The 18,508-nt window shown below is 58.3% G+C and carries 10 protein-coding genes; 4 read left to right on the forward strand and 6 right to left on the reverse strand.

The window, feature by feature from the left end:
• Position 1: 1 nt before the first annotated feature.
• Genes pglX through FIV42_RS15350 form a run of 5 tightly spaced genes read right to left on the reverse strand, consistent with a single transcriptional unit; the run spans position 2 to position 13,049 of the window.
• Entirely contained in the window at positions 2-4,288 is a 4,287-nt protein-coding gene (gene pglX / locus FIV42_RS15330; protein ID WP_141198541.1) for a BREX-5 system adenine-specific DNA-methyltransferase PglX, read from the reverse strand.
• A 54-nt stretch (positions 4,289-4,342) separates the two neighbouring features.
• Positions 4,343-7,786 carry a hypothetical protein gene (locus FIV42_RS15335; RefSeq protein ID WP_141198542.1) on the reverse strand — a complete coding sequence of 1,148 codons (3,444 nt, stop codon included), beginning with the start codon at positions 7,784-7,786 and terminating at the stop codon, positions 4,343-4,345.
• A 23-nt stretch (positions 7,787-7,809) separates the two neighbouring features.
• On the reverse strand, positions 7,810-8,418 hold the full coding sequence (locus FIV42_RS15340; RefSeq protein ID WP_222615242.1) for a BREX protein BrxB domain-containing protein: 609 nt from the start codon (positions 8,416-8,418) through the stop codon (positions 7,810-7,812).
• 23 nt (positions 8,419-8,441) lie between these two features.
• Entirely contained in the window at positions 8,442-12,176 is a 3,735-nt protein-coding gene (locus FIV42_RS15345; RefSeq protein ID WP_141198544.1) for a hypothetical protein, read from the reverse strand.
• A 48-nt stretch (positions 12,177-12,224) separates the two neighbouring features.
• Positions 12,225-13,049 (reverse strand): BrxA family protein, encoded by an 825-nt coding sequence (locus FIV42_RS15350; RefSeq protein ID WP_168210677.1) that lies wholly within the window; start codon positions 13,047-13,049, stop codon positions 12,225-12,227.
• A 394-nt stretch (positions 13,050-13,443) separates the two neighbouring features.
• Between FIV42_RS15350 and FIV42_RS15355 the strand changes: the two genes are divergently transcribed.
• From FIV42_RS15355 to FIV42_RS15365, 3 genes are all read left to right on the forward strand, one after another.
• Entirely contained in the window at positions 13,444-14,916 is a 1,473-nt protein-coding gene (locus FIV42_RS15355) for a hypothetical protein (protein ID WP_141198546.1), read from the forward strand.
• Positions 14,917-15,157: 241 nt separating this feature from the next.
• On the forward strand, positions 15,158-15,475 hold the full coding sequence (locus FIV42_RS15360) for a hypothetical protein (RefSeq protein WP_141198547.1): 318 nt from the start codon (positions 15,158-15,160) through the stop codon (positions 15,473-15,475).
• A gap of 169 nt (positions 15,476-15,644) precedes the next feature.
• Positions 15,645-17,315: a DUF4365 domain-containing protein gene (locus FIV42_RS15365; protein ID WP_141198548.1), complete on the forward strand. Its 1,671-nt coding sequence runs from the start codon at positions 15,645-15,647 to the stop codon at positions 17,313-17,315.
• 17 nt (positions 17,316-17,332) lie between these two features.
• Here the strand turns inward: FIV42_RS15365 and FIV42_RS15370 are convergent, their stop codons facing one another.
• Complete coding sequence (locus FIV42_RS15370) at positions 17,333-17,734, reverse strand: hypothetical protein (protein WP_141198549.1); 402 nt, start codon at positions 17,732-17,734, stop codon at positions 17,333-17,335.
• Positions 17,735-18,070: 336 nt separating this feature from the next.
• Between FIV42_RS15370 and FIV42_RS15375 the strand changes: the two genes are divergently transcribed.
• Positions 18,071-18,280: a hypothetical protein gene (locus FIV42_RS15375; protein WP_141198550.1), complete on the forward strand. Its 210-nt coding sequence runs from the start codon at positions 18,071-18,073 to the stop codon at positions 18,278-18,280.
• Positions 18,281-18,508: the final 228 nt, after the last annotated feature.

Consider the following 18,508-nt stretch of genomic DNA (forward strand, 5'->3'; position numbering starts at 1 on the left):
ATCAAATGACGTTCTCATCTACACTCTTGGGCACAATCTTGGCCTCGGCGAGCGGCTGAATGTTGATGGCCACGCCGTGCTTCTTGACCGGATTCCAACCGGCTACCATGACCTCCTCAAGCGCGCGCGTCTTCCAGTCAGACGGAAGCTCCTTGCTCAGCTTCTTACACGCCTTCCGAATCTGCTCGCCAAGTTCCACGTCGCGTCCAGTCTCGCGTGCCAACTCGCCCAAAAGTCGCTCGTGGGGCTGCAGGCCAGTTTCGAGTTGGCCAGCGGCCTTTAGGTAGTTTTTCCCCTTCTCGAAATAGTAGTTCATGAAGAGGATGCCGTTGCTCGCATAGTGTGTCGATCCTGCGAGCTTATCGAAGTAGACGAAGAGGTCGTACAGATGCGCACGTACCGGCTGATCATTTGAAGCAGCGTATGCGCGGCATGCTTCTTCCAAGTCCTCAAGGGCGTCGAGCCACTCTTCGCGGTTGCCGTTAACCGACTCCATGAACTTTGGGCTAAAGTGATCGACGAACTGCTTTTCCGGCATCTGTTGATGGACGGCGTCGAGCGTTTCCAATCGTTCGGCTGTCCGCTGCCGGAACTCCGCAACAAGGCCGGCGAGGTTTTCTGCGAGCTGTCGATTCTCCTCATTCCAGTCTCGGGGGCGACTACGCTTGAGGTCAGCGGTGGTGTCACGAAAAGCTTGTATCTGCCTTAGCGCACTCTCGCATCGCACCTGCTCAATCTCCCAACGATTCCGTTCCTTCGCGGAGAGACCTGCGTCAGTGAGGCGTTGGCGTGCCGCAGTAAGCTTTTCCCGCAGCGCTTTCTCGCGCTTCTCAATGTATCGATTACGAATCGTAGAGAAGAGGTTGTGGTCCAGCTGGTGGTATCCAACAAGGCAAGCGAAGCCTTCAGCCTTCGGGTCAGCTACGAGACGCTCCGTCGTGACCTTCCAGATAATTGGAGCGTTCTCGAAGGTCGAGATATGAAAGTCGAACAAATCCCGCTCTAGCCAATGCTGGATATTAGGGTACGCCTCCTTCGATGACGACTTGCGGCCTAGAATCTGATCGATTTCTTCGAGGCGGTCATGGGCATGCTCTCCGAAAACTTCCTGGAACTTGCCCTGAAGCCGACTAAGAAGAGCGCTCTCTTCATCATCGCTTTCCTGTAGTAGGGGAACAACACCATCTTCATCTTCTTCAATGACTTCAAGCACAAGGTGCAGGAGCATTCGTTGAATGAGTTCGCGATAGTCCTCAGGCGGTTCCGTTACGGCGTCGGGAGCTTGATTGACCTGTTCGCGGGGATCTTCATTTGTTCTGAGGGCGATCTCCGCGAAAACCTCATGTCGTTCCTGTTCATCAATTTCAAAATGCTGGAAGATCACCTCGTTGATTCGTCCCTCTATCTCCTGTGCCTCCTGCTCTAATTGTCTTCGCGCCTTTTCGACGGCAATAGCGCGTTGTGATAACGACATTTCTGGTCCAAACGGCTCTTGCTTGCGCTCTGGAAGATGTTCGCTAAGACGGCGGTGTGGATGCCGGTACAGTGACAACCTGCGTTTGTCCGAGCTGGTCATTGGAAGCAAGGCTGGGCCCCGATAATGTGGAGACGTCATACTCTCACCACGTTGAGCAACGACGATCGCCGTCAGTTCCCTTGCAAGTTCTCTCAGTTCTGGCAGAACACCTAATTCAGGCTTCCAAGGCAGGCGTGAAACCTCACCGATTTCCCACATCCTCTCCGGTGTCTGGGAGAGAACAAAATATGTTACCAGTCGGCTATTCAAGTAGCTCACGATGGGAAGGAGCTCATCTACTGTTGTCGCCGACGATGGAATGACGACAGGACCTTTGTCTCCGAAGATCGAGCCTTGATAGAGCAAGCTAAATCTCCTGCCATCAGACTTCACCCGATTGTACGTAACTCCGAACTTGAAATAATACTGTGTGTTCTGAGCTCGGGAACCTGGATACCGTTTGATCTCACTTCCGTCGTGCGCCCATTGTGCTGAAAGGGTTACTCGGGGAAGAACAGCAGTATCTTCCCCTCCCTTGGCAATAGGAACCCACGACTCATCGCCAGGAACCTCCCAGAAGTGCCGAAGAAACCTACCATCGTCACCAGTTGCAAGCCCCTGCTTCACGGCGCCGAGGCTTACCTTGTTCAGGCGAGCATTCTCCGCATCAAGCACGACGTCTGATTCGAACAGCCTTCGGAGCCGCTTTGGAACCCAGTAGGAAACCGGCGCTCCTGGAATCATCTTGAACTCGGAAAGTGGGCGCGAATACTTGCGCACGACCTCGTCATCCGTGGGCTCTCCAAACGCTGCGGCGAGGAAGGCTCCTTCTTTCTCAGTGGTTTCCAGATCAGCAAGGCGGAAGAATTCGCCGACGGTGTCCACGTCAGCTGATAGGCCAGTTCGAACGACCGTACCAACCGTACGAACGGTCGCGTTATCTAAGACTCCAAGCCCATACTCTGCCAAGAAGTCGAATGCCCCCCTGCCTTGGAAAAAGTCTTCTCGGAACTCCTCGAACGTGCGCTTGAAAAGAAAGGAGCGAGGGACGAGCATGCCCACTCGCCCGTTCTCCTTCGTCAGCCGTTCACACACCTCGAAAAAGTTGATGTAAAACTCAGGGGTGTAGTCGTAGTGTTTCTCAATGTACTTCTTAACCTCAGCGGGAATTCGGCTGCGGGCGCCGTACGGCGGGTTCATTAGGGCAACGTCGTAATCGTGTGACAGCACGACGAGTAGGTGGAGGAAGCTCTTCAGGTCTCGAGCCTGAAAAGACTCGTCCCCACGGTGACGACCGATCTCGTTATGAAGGGCTTCGAGAATGTCGTGCACATCCCGATTCCTCGAGAAAAGCGGAAGGTCCTTCTCCTTTTCAAAGAATGACTTGGACAGCGTCCCTTTGACATCGAGAAGGCTACCGAGACCTTCTGTTGCCTCGAAAGCATCCAGTATGCCGTGAAGGACCTCTCGAACCGCGTCGTTCCCATCGGCTACCTCGGCGAAGACTTCATCTGCGCCCTCAAGGCTTGCAAGATGAACGTCTGCGCAAACGATACCCACTGGAGGCATGGTGAAAGCGCCCCCCTCTTGCTCGGCCCGAGTACGGGCTTTGAGGTAGAGATTAAAAGCAGCCAGCTGGCATGCCCGCATATCCAAATCCACACCGAACAAGTTGTGGCGTAGGATCTTCGACGGTATTCGCGAGCGATCCAGGTTTGGACGCTCCTTCCACCAAATGCGTTCGAGGACGTCGAACGCGTAGAGCAAAAAGTGGCCACTTCCGCACGCTGGATCGATGACTTTCAGTTCTTCCGGGCCTCCCTTCCACAGGGTGTCAGTGGCCTGGCCCTCCTTATCGCTTGGAACCAGATAAGCGCACAGCTCAGCGACCGTCGGCGCAGCCTCTGGTGAATTCTCTCGGCTCTTTCGTTGCTCTGGCTGGTAAAGTTCAGCCTGGCGCTGAATGGTCTCCTGAAACTCACCTCGATGCTCCAGGTAGAGTTTGCCAAGGCTGTTGTCCGTGAGCATTCGAACGACCCAGTGCGGCGTGTAGAACTGGTTCGCTGCCGGCACGTCCTCTGGATCTAGGCCACCGCTCGACTTCGCTTTTTCTTGCACACGCGGCAGGTCTTGCAGGTTGTAGTACTCATACACCCAACCGAGCACGTCGTCGGCTCGCCACGTCTGATCATCAACCTCATCCAATAGCCGACACACCGCCTCATACGTATCGAATAGCGCGTCATCCAAGTCGACATCGAGCACGCTGTACGCGCTCGTAGGGTCAAAGACGATCTCGATCTCGTCGGTCATTTGCCGACATGCGTCCCGAAAAGCCTCGGCCACTCCCTCTTTGTCATCGAGGAAATGCTTCCGGATGACCGGATCGGCCGCAGGAGTTTTTCCATCGTCGCGAAATCGCGTCACGGCGCGCTCAAGGAACCCCCGCACCTCCATACACCGAAACGCCGCGAGACGATTGATGAGTGTGTACGCGCAACCTTTGATGAAGAGGTCGACGGCTTTCTCCCAGTCGCGCTTCTTGCCCTGCTCTCGGTGAACCGCCTCGATAAGCTTGTCTCGCGTCTCCTGCTCCTCCGTGCTGAGGTACTCAGGAGTGGTGTCAACGTCCTCGATTCCATAGTAATCGCGGATGCGGAAACCGATGTCGTTCTCGGCTTTCTCCCGCATCTCGCAGACCTTTCGCTCGAGGCGCTGGCGCTCGGGACGGTCGAGTTGGCTCTTTACAATGGGATCCACAGGCTTGTTCATAATATTTATGTTGCTCTCGGCTTCACCGAGTTATTGGAAGCTTGGTTGTATTCGTCACTTGTTCTCTACGACGACCACAGTCCCCTCCGGGAGGTCCTTGAGTCGTTCGACAACGTCGTTAATCACATCGTCTTCGGATTGCTCCTCGAGCTCGGCCTCGCTGGGTTCACTGCCCGGGCTGGACTCGCTTTCCTCCGCCGCGTCTTTCTCCGCTTCGGTGCCCGAAGTGTCACCAGCGGTGTCACCTCCATTCGGCGCCTCGCCGACAGCTGTTCCGATGCTCTTCGCCTGGCGCAGCAGGGATCGCACCTCGCTCACTGATGGGGCTTTCTGGCCCGACTTGAGGCGCATGAACTGAATCGTGAGGTCGTGGGTGCGGTGGTCCTTCTGGAGCTCTGCGGCGCGGTCCAAGAACCGCTGCCATTGCTCTGTCTCGTCACCCACGAGTAACGGCCGAACATCTCGGTAAATCTCGGCCTGGCGAACGACACCATCGTCAGTGAGGTCGTCTCGAGTGATGCGGGCATTTGGCTCGGCGCGGAACACCGGCTCGATCAGCTTGCGAAGAGCGGAGATGTCGACCTCGCTCTCGTCGCCGAACGTGCTGTCGAGGCAGCGATCGCGGAACTCGATGATGCGGTGACCATGGTCACGCGCCCATTGCTCAATCGCGTGGACGATGGCTTCCGGCTCGTCGGGGGTACTGTCTTCTTCAGTCAGCGCACGATAGACGGTCTGGAGGCGTTGGAGCTCCGATGCATCGACGGGGGGCTCGAGCTTGACCGTGAGGCTCTCGATGTTGGTCTTACCCCGAACAGCGACGGCCATGCGCTTTGGCTCGAGGATGGTCTTGCCACCCTGGCGGAGCTGGATTTGGCGAGCGCAGGCGAGCGTCAGTAGGAGCGCCTGGAGAGCTTCGAGGCCGGTGCCGAGCCAACGGCCGGCGCGGCCCTGAATCGCCTCGATGAGGTCCTCGCCCTGAACCTGGTGAGTGAATGCTTCGAAGAACTCCGCCGCCCAGCCGCCCGAAATCTCTCGGTTGAACGTGTCGACTCCGAGCATCTTGGCGTCGGCCTTCGAGAGGGGCCACTCCTGAGCTTTTTTCGATGATTGCTCGGACTGAAAGAACGCCTGCAGCTTGGGCGCATCGCCGCTGGCCTGAAGTGGCATTTGTAGTGTCTTTCGGTGCGGGAACTTCTCGGGTACGACCTGGGTCGCGATGTACTTCTCAAACGAGTCGGCGTATTTGCCCATCTTCTTGCCGGCTCGGGCATAGATGGCCGCATCCTGGAGGACGTGAGAGAGCTCCTCTCGCAAAAGCCGGCGCTCCTCGAGGCTGGAGTCGCGGAGGTCGCCGTATCCCTGTGTGGTGGCGTCGAGCACGGACTCTGTGGCGAGCTGGCGCCGTAGGCGGTCTTCGAATCCGGAGGGCAGTGACGCCGCCACGAGCAAATCCTCGCCGGCGCGTGTGCCGTCCTGGTGGAGTTTGGTCCATTGCTTGCGTACAGCATCGACGTCGTCGGTGACCACGACGCGGACGGCGACGGCGTCATGTGTTTCTGCGGGTTCGGCCAATTCGCGGAGGATCGTGTAGTAGGTCCGGAGCGGTACATCGCGTTCGTCGCCTACCTTCTCTTCGCGGCGCAGGCCCTCGGAGCCGAACAGTCGCTCGTTTTGAACAACCTCGCCGATCCAGTTGCGAAGTCGCGAGAGTTGGATGCCGGCGGCGCGCTCCTCGATCTTCTCGGCGAGCGTGACTTCGTCTTCGGTGAGGAGCCGATAGACGGGCTGGGCCGTGCGTTTGCCACCTTCTTCGGAGCGTACATACCGCTTGTCGTTGACGAGGATGTCCAGCGCCTTCTCGACTTCCTTGCGTAGGCCGCTGACGTCCGCGTCGAGGCTGCCGACGAGAAGCCGCACGACGTTGTCGAGGGTGGCATCGACGTCCTCGATACGGTTGAGCAGGTAGATGACGCGCGCGACATCCACTGCCTTGTCAGATGCGTCACCGACTGTCGCCTCGATCCGTTCGAGCAGTGTGCGTACCCAGCCGGGGATGAACGGCGTCTCCTCGTCGAGAAGCTCGAAGATTTCGGACCACGGCACCAGGGCGCCTAGCTCACGTCCGGACCACCCGTGTTCAGTGAATAGAGCGCGGACCTGCACCAACAAGGCGCGTCCCTGCACGTACTCGTGGCGAGTGGTTCGGCCGCGGCTCATCAGGTGTTGCAACGCCTCACGCATGTGGCGAAGGTCGGTAGGCCGGAACGGATAAGATTCCACGGCGGCCGAGTCGCGGTCGCCGATATCGGAGCGTTCGTCGCTGGTCAGAATATCGTTCTTACTGGCTTCGAGGGCCTCTTTGACGGCCTTCCAGTTTTCAGGCGACTTTCTCAACCAACGCTTGCGAACGATGATCTCGGTATCGGTCCCCTCGAGCTCGACTTCGTTCGCGTACCAGGCGTTCGGATCGGGATCGCCGACAAACTCCTTGTGGATGGATGCCAGCGACCACTGGCCCGTGCCGATGATGACAGGCTGGACGCCTTCGTCGGCGAGCGTTTCGATTGTGCGTCGGAACTCGGTGTAGCGGGTGCGCTCGTCGCCGATGAAGAGGGCGACCTCGTCGAGGCCGAAGATGAAGTCGGTGGACTCGTCGTCTCTCTTCTGGAGGAGTTCCTTCGCCCATCGGATGCGCTCGGCGAGCTCGGTGGCCGTGAAGTTCTCGGCGTCGACGGCCTTCTCGGCAGCGTTGATGGCACGACGGACGCTTGCCTCGCTTCCATACTTGGTGCGCAGGTTCTGGTCGTCCGATTTGTTGGCGAGCTCGGCCACCGCACGGGTCAGCCAACCGCGAATCATCCCGCGCTTGGCGTAGGCTTCGCGGAACGCGCCGGCGTACATATCGTCGCTGTCGAGGTGGTAATCCCAAAGCGCGGACCACAGCTTGAAATTGCGATCGAGCTGGAAGGCGAACTCGAGCAACCACATCGGGTCGGTCTTGTAGCCGAATCTCTTGCCCAGCTTGCGCCCCAGGGCCTTGTAGAGCAGCAGTGGGATCGGCGGCTCTGAGGACGCATCACGGTCGAGCAGGTTCAGGAAGACGGGGATGAACCGATCGACTTTGGCATTGCTGAGTTGCGTCTTAAGCTGCTTGAACCCCGAGAACTTATCGCCGAGCAAGCTCGCAATTTCGGCGGCCTCCGGGGCATCACTTTGTGCCGTCGCGTAGCCGACAAGTTTCAGGAGGTGCGTTTTACCCGACCCGAAAGTCGCGTGAAGGTAGAGGAACCGCTCACGGTGAGATGCGTCGGGAATGAGCTCACCCAAAGCCTCTAACACGCGCGACACGCTCGGAGTCTCATGGAACTCCTGGACGTCGTTTCTCGCCTGCTCGACGTCGTTGACCTTTTGGACTTCCTCGAGCGTTCGGGTCGGATCGTGATGAAAGAGGCTCTTATCCAGCTTGAGCGTCCCCTTTTTAGTTTTGTCCGACATAGCATTCTGTGTGGTCGAAGTGGTCATTGTAGATGCCGCCCCTTGATTTGCTGGTCGATCCGATGGGCCGGATAGTAGTGCCGCGCATCCTCGCCGAAGAACGCCAACTTGCCGCCGATGACCGACCCGGGAAACGGGATCCCGATGGTCGATTGGGCGCGCCGGCGGTCGAACTCGTCGAGCAGCTCCGAGGCCCGGGCAAATGGATAGAGGCTGCCGAGGTTGAGTAGCAGCACGATCTGCCGCTCCACGGTCAGAATATCCTCGTGCTCGTCCAGGATGAGGTCGACGATTTCCGTGGCGAGGTTGTCGCGCATCGTCTGCTCGACACGCTCGGTGACGTCATAATCGCCGAGGCCAGACGCACTCGCGCTCTCCAAAGCGGCCTGCGGGATCGAGACCACGGTGCGATAGACGTCGGTCTGCGGCAGGATCTCGTCCAGGAAAATGCGCTTCACCGGAAGTTGACCGGTGTGGTGATCCGGTTCGGGTTCCCACGATGCCAGAATCGAGGTCATCCGACGCTCGTAGGGCGGATCGACCGGAACGATGACGAAGGGGTTGCGGATCCCGCGGCGCTTGCGTGCAGCGAAGTCTACCAGCTTCTGCTGAAACGCCTTGAGTGGGTCCAACTTCTTGGCCTGAGTCAGAGTATTCATCGGACGATCACCCCTTTATCAGTCTGTTCGAGCTCGAAGTCTTTGAGTTTCCCGCCGGTCCCGCGCTTCGGGTTGCGCAAGACCATTCGCAGAACCTCACGCAGGCCCGGCTCGTCGTCTGGCCACATGCCTACGCCGGCGACATCGCCGGGGCGATACTCTCCAATCACGGCCTTGAAGTACTGCCACTTGGTGCGGAGTTCGGTGATGGCAACCTCCGAGTCAGCCTTCATTTGCTCGTGCTTCTGCGCGAGAGTGCGCAACGCCTTTACCGCCCGGTCCAGACGGTCGATGTCCGCTTCGTTCTGGTCGACGAGCGGCTCGACGCCTCGGCGCAAACGATCGAATTCGTTTTGGAAGTGACGTAGCGGGCGAAGGTAGGCGCGCTCGAACTCGTCCTGGACTTGTAGCGTGTAAAACCCATCGAGTGATGCGAACCACGGGTTTTCATTCACCGCCTCGAAGAGCTCCAGGCGGTCGCCGTCTTCGCAGTACGCGGTCCATGCCTCCCGGACCGCCGAGCGAGCATCGGGCAAGGAGCTGACTGTATCGCGCAGATCACTCCAGCCCTGCTCGCTCCACCATTCGATGTTGCGCGCGTCGTCCAGTTCACTTCTGAGCTTCGACAACTCGGTGTCGGTCTTGTCGGTAAGCCACGGAAAGCCCGCGCTTTGCAGGACAAGGAGCGCCTCGAATTCGAATAGGCTTGCACCGCGTAGATCCCAGGTCTCCCGGGCGCCATCGATCCAATTGCCGACCGCAAGAGAGGCATCGGCCAACGCATCCCAATTCGCTTCGCGTTGCTTGAGCTGTTCGAGCTGGGAGTCGATCTCATCGCGGCGGCTGCGAAGGCCGTCGAGAAACGCCGACATCAGGCGGCTTGTTTCGGGCTGCCGGATCTTCTCGTCCTTGTACTCGACTACTTTGAGGAGGGCGCGTAGCCGCTGGCGGTTGTTGTTGAGGTATTGCCGCCAGTGATCGAAGGCTTCGCCGATTGTGACGCCCGGGTCTACCGTCGGGATCCGCTCCAGGATCTCTCGGATGTCTTCGTCGGGATCTCCGAAGAGCTGGATCCGTGTCTCGTGCCATCGGCTGCGATCGAGGAGTACGTCTTCATCGACTGGGCTGCCGTCATTCCCCACCACGCGGAACCTGGTCATAGGCCGGCGGCACTCTCCCCAGATAAGTGCGATGAGCGCAGGCTTTGCGTCTTCGTAGATTGGCTCTGCCTCGGCAATGAGCTCGAGCAGCCGGTTGACGCTGAGCTCCTGGCCGTTTTGGGCAAGCGTCCGGCCGGTAAGGGCCCAGACCTTGCTGGCGATTTTCCCCTGCTCCTCATCCGCAGTGCCTTCGGACACGCCGACGCGTGCGGCCCAATCCGGAAGGGGCTCACCTGGTTTTAGGCCCTTAAGCTGGGAGAGGGTCGATTGATTAACCGCAGACATCTCCGGGTGGAAGTGTTCTGGGAACCGCTTGTCGAGGAGCGTCTCGAGCGCCTTGCTGATGCTGGAGAGTCCCTTATCGGACTGCACTCGGAAGCTTCCCTCGACCAGAAGGCCGCGAACGCTGCCGAGCAGACGGTGACGCTGCTCCGTAAGGTCTTCGGCAATCGACTCGGGTACGTGGTCGCTCTCATTCGCCGCCTGGAACAACGCTGCCCAGGTCGTGAGTTGGTCGCGCACGCCCTGACGATCCTTGTCAGATACCGTCCACTCGAGCACGGCCTCGTTCGGGGACGGAGGCGCGCCAGCCACGTCATCGGGCAGCAAGCCGCGCACAGCAATCGGAACAGCTAACCCATCGGGCGAGCCGAACTTCTTGCCGAAGTCGATCCCGTCGACGGCAAACTCGTAGCTTACAGGATAACGTTGGTCCGTCCTCGGGAACGAGAGTTTCCCCTGGAAGTCTAGGCGGTCGAGCAGGTCCTCCCACAGGTGCTCTTCGACGGTCTTAGCAAAGCTGTGCCAATCCACGTCTTTCTCGATCTGGGCGGCCCGACGGAGGATGTCTCGCTCCTTGGGCGTCGTAAACCGAAGATGCGGCCCGCCGTTTTCGCTCGGGCGGATATACGTGCTCAGCCGGCGCAGGGAATCGGTGACGCGATTCTCCATCTTGAGCGGATCGGCGCGCTGCGTGTCGCGCATGATCGACACAGCGATGTTATGCGCCTCCAACGGGATGTGGTTCGGCACGTAGGTCAGCAGAAGGACGGCCTTGGCGACCTTGCTGTCGAGCTCTTCGAGGGATCCGTCGGCGACCTCGTTCTCGATGGCGGTGATGGTCTTGAGCTTGTCCGGGATGATGTTCTCGAGTTCGGGCCGGATGATGTCGAAGAAGTCGACGAGGTTGACGAGCTCCTTCTCGTCGCGCTTGTCGACCCACTCCTCGAGCAGCCCTTTGACGATGGCGAGCACCGCGCGTGCGGTGCCCGAGAAGATGGACTTCGCCGTCTCGGACTCGCGGTTGCGAAGGTTCGAGAGGATCTCGAGGAACAGCGGCGGGTGATACGGGAGCAGCGGGAAGTAGTCCGCAAACTCATCGTTGTCGACGTCGTTGAGTCGCGGCGTCGTGTTCTGCTGGACGTTCGAATAGATGTACGCATCGGCCGGCGGGACGCCCTGGTTGACGACGTTGTCGATGACCCAGCTTCGGCCTTTCTTCGACTTGTGCAGGAGGCGTCGCTGGACGATCCGGCCGACGTGGCTCGACGGCAGGTTGTACTGGTAGGGATACCGGTCGCTCAGGATCCCGAACGACACTGCCTTCGGCACGTAGTCTGTGCGAACATCGGCTATCTTCTCCTGGGCGGTGACGACACTGACGATATTGCCTCGACCGACCTCGTCGATATTCTCGGCCACCGAGTTGAGCTCGGTCAGCAGGTTGTACTGCGTGCCGATGAAGAGGCTGATCTCGTCGAGGAGCAGCACGAGCTTCACATCGCGGTCGCTCTCGGCGTCGAGCTTCTTTCTCCACGCCTCGAGCTCTTGGACGACGGCTTCGGGGCGCAGATCCCGTGTGACGACGTCGCGAAGTCCGTCGCTCTCCTTGGCGTCGGCCACGTCCATATAGAGTCGCGGGAGCACGATGTCCGACAGGACGCGATAGCGTTGGACCTTCGGCCACACGTCCTCAGCGTCGACCGACACCCCGGCATCGTCGAGCACGTCCAGGGCACGCTTCGCCCATTTGGCGCGCGGTACATAATCCTCGTACCAATCCTCGAAGAACGCGACCTGCAGCCTGGGCGAGTGCTTCTGTTTGAGGTGTGCCGCCTCCAGCAGGATCTCACCGAAGCCACGCTCGGCCTGGCCCTGATATTTGAGCAGGTTGATGAAGACGGGGATGGTCTTGAATCCGTCGAGAAGCCCGTTCCACGACTTACGCAGCTCCTCGAGCCCGGCGTTGCCCTCGCTGAAGGCTTCCCAGACCTGATCGCGACTGTCTTCTTCAATGGTGTCGGAATCAGTGAGCAGGCCGACCACGGTCAACAGGTGGCTCTTGCCGCTGCCGTAGTATCCGTAGAGCCAATTGTTCCAGCCCTGCCGCATGTAGGAGACGTCACCCTGCAGTCGGCTGAATAGCTCGGTCAGAAACTCCCGCGCCGACTCGGTGACGTGGTACTGCCGCAGCAACTCGAGACGGTCTTCGGTCTCCAAGTTGCGGTCGACACGAATCGACTCGTCGAGCCGTTCACTGAGGTCGCGCTCGAAGATGTGGGTCGTCTTCACGTCTGAACTCCTCTCCCTCACCAATCGTCAGTCAAAGCAATCCCATTCTCACAGCTCGAACGAGAAGGGATCGTCCTCGGGATGCAGCATTACTTGGTTCTGAAAATTGCGGGTGCTCCAGGTCGGATCTGCGTTCACCCGGTCGAAAAGCGTGTCCAGGTGATGGACCGGCTGAAACAGATAGAGCAGGCCCACGGGACTGGACTGCCACCGGTCGCCTTCTTTCGACCACGAGTACCCGGCCGCGACCAACAGCACTTCCCGGTCGAGCGTCGGAACGACGCCTTCGTCATCGTAGGGACGCTTGCGCACGCCAATCTCGTGCAGCACCGACCGTATCCCTTCCACCAACCGCTTCCGCGTCGACGTCGCATACCGAAGCGGCTCCCCGTCGGCATCCCGAAACTCGTCGAGGATCCTCATCAGGCGGTCGGACGACAGATCCCACTGGTTGGCATCGGGCTTCGAGTCTCGCAGGATCTCGTGGAGCACATACTTCACGAGCGAGTCCGCCTCGACCAGGTACAGGTACACGAGCTGCGCCTTCGCCCGCTCTCCGCGACACGCATCGAGAATCTCGGCCAGTTGGGGAACTGACGGCAGGTGCGAAGCTCCCGTCTGTAGCCGGCGCCGCAAGATCCGAAAGATCTTCTGCGCACTGCCGCGCGACCCGCGCTCGCTGATACGCTGCGAGTGCCAAATCTCCCGAACCTCCGCCCAACTTTGATGTTCTTTGTATAGTCGTGCGATCAGCTCGACCCGGTCGACAAGCAGGCCGGCGCCGGTCAAATCAGCCGTCACGTCGGATTGCTCGAGCCGACCCTGAAGGGTGGGAAGCTCAACAGTCTCGCCAGGTTGTGCAAAGTCATTCACCAGGCGTCCTCACTACAATCTCATCCAGTCGCCAGTTTTCTGGCTCCGACCTATAACACGAAGGTACCCGTCTATTCGATCCGCGGTTTTGGGCGTCGAACAGTGGGAGGGTTCGAACTGCGTTGCGCGAATCGGTCGAGGAGATGCGGCCCCTCTGATGTCAGGAGGTCGGTCGGAGACATTGTGCGATCTGGACGCGGGTTCCGCAACCTCGAGTCGCTGTGCTGCCGGAATTTGTTGATCGTAATAAACGGGATGAGGCGAGGGCGTACAGTAAGAAAGGTTGTTTTCTTGAACAGCCTATTGGACTATCTGCACCCAACATGAGCCGGAGGCCGTTACTGCGGCACACTGCGCTAGTGCGCGCGGTGCGAGTGAGAGGTAGACGTTGATGATGCCAGACGAGTGGAAATGGGAGAAACTGCCGAGCGAGATTTGCCGACCGGAATTTGAGTCGCCGTGTGACTTCTTCGAGATCGAGCGTCGGTCCGACTTCTCTTTATGGGCGTGCGGAACGTCATATGATCCACCGCCGCGGGACGACGAGGAAGAGGATGGGAAATCCCGAGTGCCGGGTCAGCGTATCGAGGGTGAAACGCTCGAGTTTAAGGAACTGAGTGAGTGTGCTGTTACATGCTACAACTCGCTTCGATTGGACAAGGAACGGCAATCTTCATGCGGCGAGCCGAACCAGGTGACAGAGAAGTGGCGATGTGCGGCACTCGAAAGAGTTCTTCGCGACGATGAACCGGTTCACGCGATCGATTGGGTTCTCAATCTGCGTCACGAACTCATCTTTCCTCGTGCAACCGACGCTGACACGGATGTGTCGCATAAGCGACGTCGTGAGGGGATTGAGTGGGAGCGAATGCGGAGCCGCAACCAAGATGGTCTAGACCACCTGTCATTATCACTTGTGGTCAATGAGAGTGAGTACGAAGTCAATGTGGGCTGTACCACCGGGGGACCGCAGAAGTGGCTTCCCGGCTTTGTCGAGTACGCTGGGGCTGTTCCGAGTGCAGAAGAACGACGGCTTATTCGTCAATCCCTGTCCTTCGCTCTAGGCGGCGAACTCATTCTGGTAAGTACCTCTTGGTTCAACGATGACGGTTGGCTGATCAAAACGCGTCATGTTTCTCAAACCTTCACGAAGGTTATCGGTGCTGTTAGCGGCGGGACTGCTCCGATGACCAATATCGCAGGCTCAGGCTCTTGGTTGGATGGGAATCTCTTTGATGAAGAGAAAATTCGGCAACTTACGCAGAAGCTCATCGACGCCGATGAGTTGCTGTGCGTCGACGAGTTGAAGCGGTTCTACTTCTTGGCCCGAAGAACCGTTATGGATGTGGGGCCAGCCGTATACGGCTCGAGTTTCGAGTACATCCGTGATCGCATTGAACATGACTTGCCGACGACCCTGATTGAAAAGAAGGCATATCGAGAGACTGTTCGACCTGCGCTTGAGGCTGCAGTGAAGGGACTGGTGGATGACGAATTTCTGTGCCCTGGAGCCACCGTCGAGGATCTACTCTCGAAGCTTTCGTATTTTCACAAGATCTCGCTCACGGCGCAGTCTCGAGTGTTGATGGAACACCTTGGACTGGAATTCGGCGATGTCGAGAAGGCGGCGCTCAGCGAGCGGAACCATCCGGCCCACGGGCGTACGTACCAAGACGAACACTATGACACTTTGATGCGGCACGTACGGGCGTTTCAGAGCCTGATCAATCGAGTCATACTCGCCGTGACGGAAGGTGCAGACACATACATCGACTACTCGACAGACGGATTTCCGGAGCGATCTCTGGAGGAGCCGCTGGGCGGGCCGAAGGGCGATGGAAAACCGGCAGTCTTCGCTGAGAGTTGATGGCTTGATTTTAGAGGGGCACGTGGCAAGGTCCCGGTGCTAGTCAGGCTCAAATTACCTAATTTCATCGAGTTGGTGGGTGGCAAGTATGGAACTTGGAGTCAGTATTCTCTCTTTGGTTGTTAGCGCTTGGGTAGCCATATTCGCATGGCAGCGAACAGCGGCTGTTGCACGGAGCGCAGAAGTTGCCGAGCGTACGGTACTTGCTCAGGTGCGAGTTCAAGCGCTCATGGAGCATTTCGTGTCCGCGATGACCGTCTTCCTTCGAATACAGCGGGAGACTATGAACTTGGACGAAGAGACAAGTCGGCGACTTCGTCAGCAGAGCTGGGAGGAGCTAAATGAAATGGCCGTTGACGTACGACAAATCGAGCTAATCGGAAACGACCAGACTATTGTCGCTGCAGGAGATGCCTATTCTGCGCTCCGGTCGCTGTGGGAAGGGGCTCTTGAGCCAGATTCTTACAACTGGAGTGCTCTACTCGACGATGCCGACGATGCTCTAGAGCGTCTGGGAATCGCTGTTAGGAACGAAGTTAGCGAGATACTTGGCACTTGATTTACCCATGCCATTTGACTGTCACCAGAGTGGGCAAACGGGGCGGTGATGGCTAGAAAGATCCGGCCTTTTTAACCCGTTCCGGCCGTGTGGCTCCGCGGGTGCATCGTGCGCTTTTTAGAGTCGGGGATAGAAAGGGCGTAACTGATACCGTTACGAGAAGTGGACAATGAGTAAGACCGGCGACATCGCAGAAGATCACTTCCGCAGTATCGTAACGCGTGCTGGATTCGAATGCCATCGGCCCGCCCATGATCGCCGCGGTTGGGACTTTATTTTGGAGTTCCCGGAGAACATCCATGTTCAATTTGATGCTTCGGAGATGTTTAATAGGGCCGTCGAACAACGGGCATTCGTTCAGGTGAAGGGCACCCGCAGCGGATCCAAGTCAATGAGCGTCGCGCTGCAGCACTGGGAGCGTTTTGCCAAGGACTCTCGTCCCTGCTTCTTCTATGTTCTTGAAATCGACGACAGCTCGGTGCCCCAAGAAGCGTATCTCATTCACGTGGGGGAACATCTCGTAGGTGAAGTTGCAAAGCGCCTCGCTAACCTGGCTGAGGATGATGTGCGGAAGTTCCGCAAGCTCACCAAGAACCTGAATTGGTCTCGCGCAGAACCCCTCGACCCGAACGATCATCATCTACTGAGTGAGAAACTGAGAGCGGCAGCGGGAACTGCTCCAGACGAGTACGCTGATTTGAAACGTGAATGGTTGAAGCAGGCTGGGGTCAGCGAGACGTTTCCGTTTGGAGGGACGGCAGCAATTGAAGCCCCAAACCGGGAAGCTCTAATCCAGACTTTGAACGACTTTTACCTCGGGCAGACCAAGAAGCTCGAACTGGCGAAATTCGAGGCTTTTGAGCAGCGATTCGGGAGTCGGGTCCGCGCGCCGGAGGAAATGCGCTGGCACGACCAGCAATCGGAGGCGTGGGTAGAGTTAGGAGCAAAAGCCGGCAATCTTGTAGTTTCACTTGCTGGTGACCTTCAGTTCCCGCCAGTCAAGCTCCCGGTTGAAATCTACTCGAACGCATGGGTCGTCGAGCAATTTGGGCTTGAACGTGCGGACGTGGAATTCCGCGCGAGTTCACCGTGTCTAGACTTTCGGTTTGGTCGCGGTCAAATCTCCTTGTCGCTTAGCATGCCTGAATCTGATGATCCGATTCAGCTTTCACCAGCTGCAGGGGCGGGACGTGTCTTGCGTCTGATGAATGCCGGAGCTCGAAGAGACAAACCTCTAAACGTTAAGTTCGATTTTGAAGATGGAGTTGCAGCCTCTCCTGAGATCGAACTTCCGCCGCGAGTATCTTTTGAGGATGTGGACGATGCTCTCCTCCAGACACTTGCTGCCGCGTTCCACGCTCAAGAGCTAGCCCAGTCGGTCGGCTTGAAAACGGATGACCTTGCGGTGCGGCCAGAACACCTTCTCGAACAAAGTCGTGCTTTGGCATTGACGAACCTGCTCCACCAGCCACAGCAGGGACACCTAATCCAGTTTTCCAGCAACGTAGAGACGAACGAAGACTGGACTGGAGAGCAGGTCGCTGCTGCACTTATTACTGCTATCACCTTGGACAAGAGCGTCGTGGTGACAGGCGGCGTGGTTCGTGGTGTTGCCACCGTCATTTCCGAGGAGGGAGAATGGCCGCGGATCAAGGTCCAAGAGGCGACTCCAACGCTTCTGCTCCAATCACGAGTCTTCCCGCGAGAGGCTTCAGACGATGTGGAGGATTTTCTCGCGCAGGCGTTGGACCATGTGGAGCATTGGACCGAGGAGAAGGACATCCATCTCGTACACATTCCGGACTTCGTCGCAGAAAAGCCCCTCTGCCTTGATGACTGACAGAAGGGCTTTCCGTATCACCTCCGGCAAACGATGAGGCTGATGATCACCTCGTCGTCCAATCCCTCAAAAAAATCGAAATCGATCTCGTAGGCACACGGCCCGCCGACCGCATCCCAGATCAGGCGGACGCCCGAAAGAATCTCGTCGAATGGCCGGCCCAGGGCCGCCTCCACGAGAATGTGGAGAGTTCCCTCCCGTTGCAGCTGCTGCAGGTCGAAGTCGAGATCCTCGACAGCGGCAAGCGCAGCTCTCGAACTGCCGTCGGGTCCGCACGCCTGCCCGCAGCCCACAGCCACGACATGGTCTTCGTCGTCGATGGTGGCGTTGGCGGCGCGTGCCTGAGTGCGAGGAGGAGTCGTGTTCTGCCGCTCCCGCAGCTTGGCGTATGCATCGATGTGGTCTGTTTTTTCCAACATGCTCTCTCCGTTGAAGGAAGATTCGTGAACGTTCCGTCGCGGAGGCGGCGCTTTCGGCGCGCTCGTTGATTCCGTGCTCCAACACCGGGCACAGGGGCCTCCACATACTATACCGGGCGTGTCGGCAGTTCTTACGAAACTTTTTGAGATTTTCTTGAACTCCGGCAAACCACGCGAGAGTGCAGGAGAGCGAGGCGCATATCCACAGACCCACCGAGACGGTTCCAGACCACGCGAGATTCGGGTGTGTGATCCGCAGGCCACAGTAATCGATTGATATATGGGGAGGCGTGTACGCAACGAGCGATGCCTTACAAAGCAAAACCGGAGGATGCGATGAAGAAGCTTACCCCCCTTCCCGAATGGTGCGAGCAGGTTGGTCTCGACTATCAGCGAGGGTGGCGGCTCGCCAAACGCGGCGAGATCGACGTGACTCGACTTGGCAGCCGGTACTACGTGCTTGGGGACGGGCTGGGCGGCCCGGAAAGAGCCGAGTGCGAGCAGGGTGAAGAAGATGATGGCGAGCTTGTCGCAGACGTCGAATGAGCGACTGTTTCGCGTCGGTTCACTCGCCGAGCCCGAAACAGGCCGGCGGAATCAAGAGTGGAGACGGTGAAACAACACGTTGGCGACCGAGAAGGCAAGGGTGCAGACGTGTATCCACACGAGCATTTCTGGCGTGACTTGGTCGACCATGTGCCCACGCTTGTGGCGTCGAGGTTGCTGACGCTGGTGGTGAGGGAGCTTCAGCCTCGCCGTACGCGAGGCGTATCG

Source organism: Persicimonas caeni (assembly GCF_006517175.1).
In the GTDB taxonomy this organism is placed as follows: Bacteria; Myxococcota_A; Bradymonadia; order Bradymonadales; family Bradymonadaceae; genus Persicimonas; species Persicimonas caeni.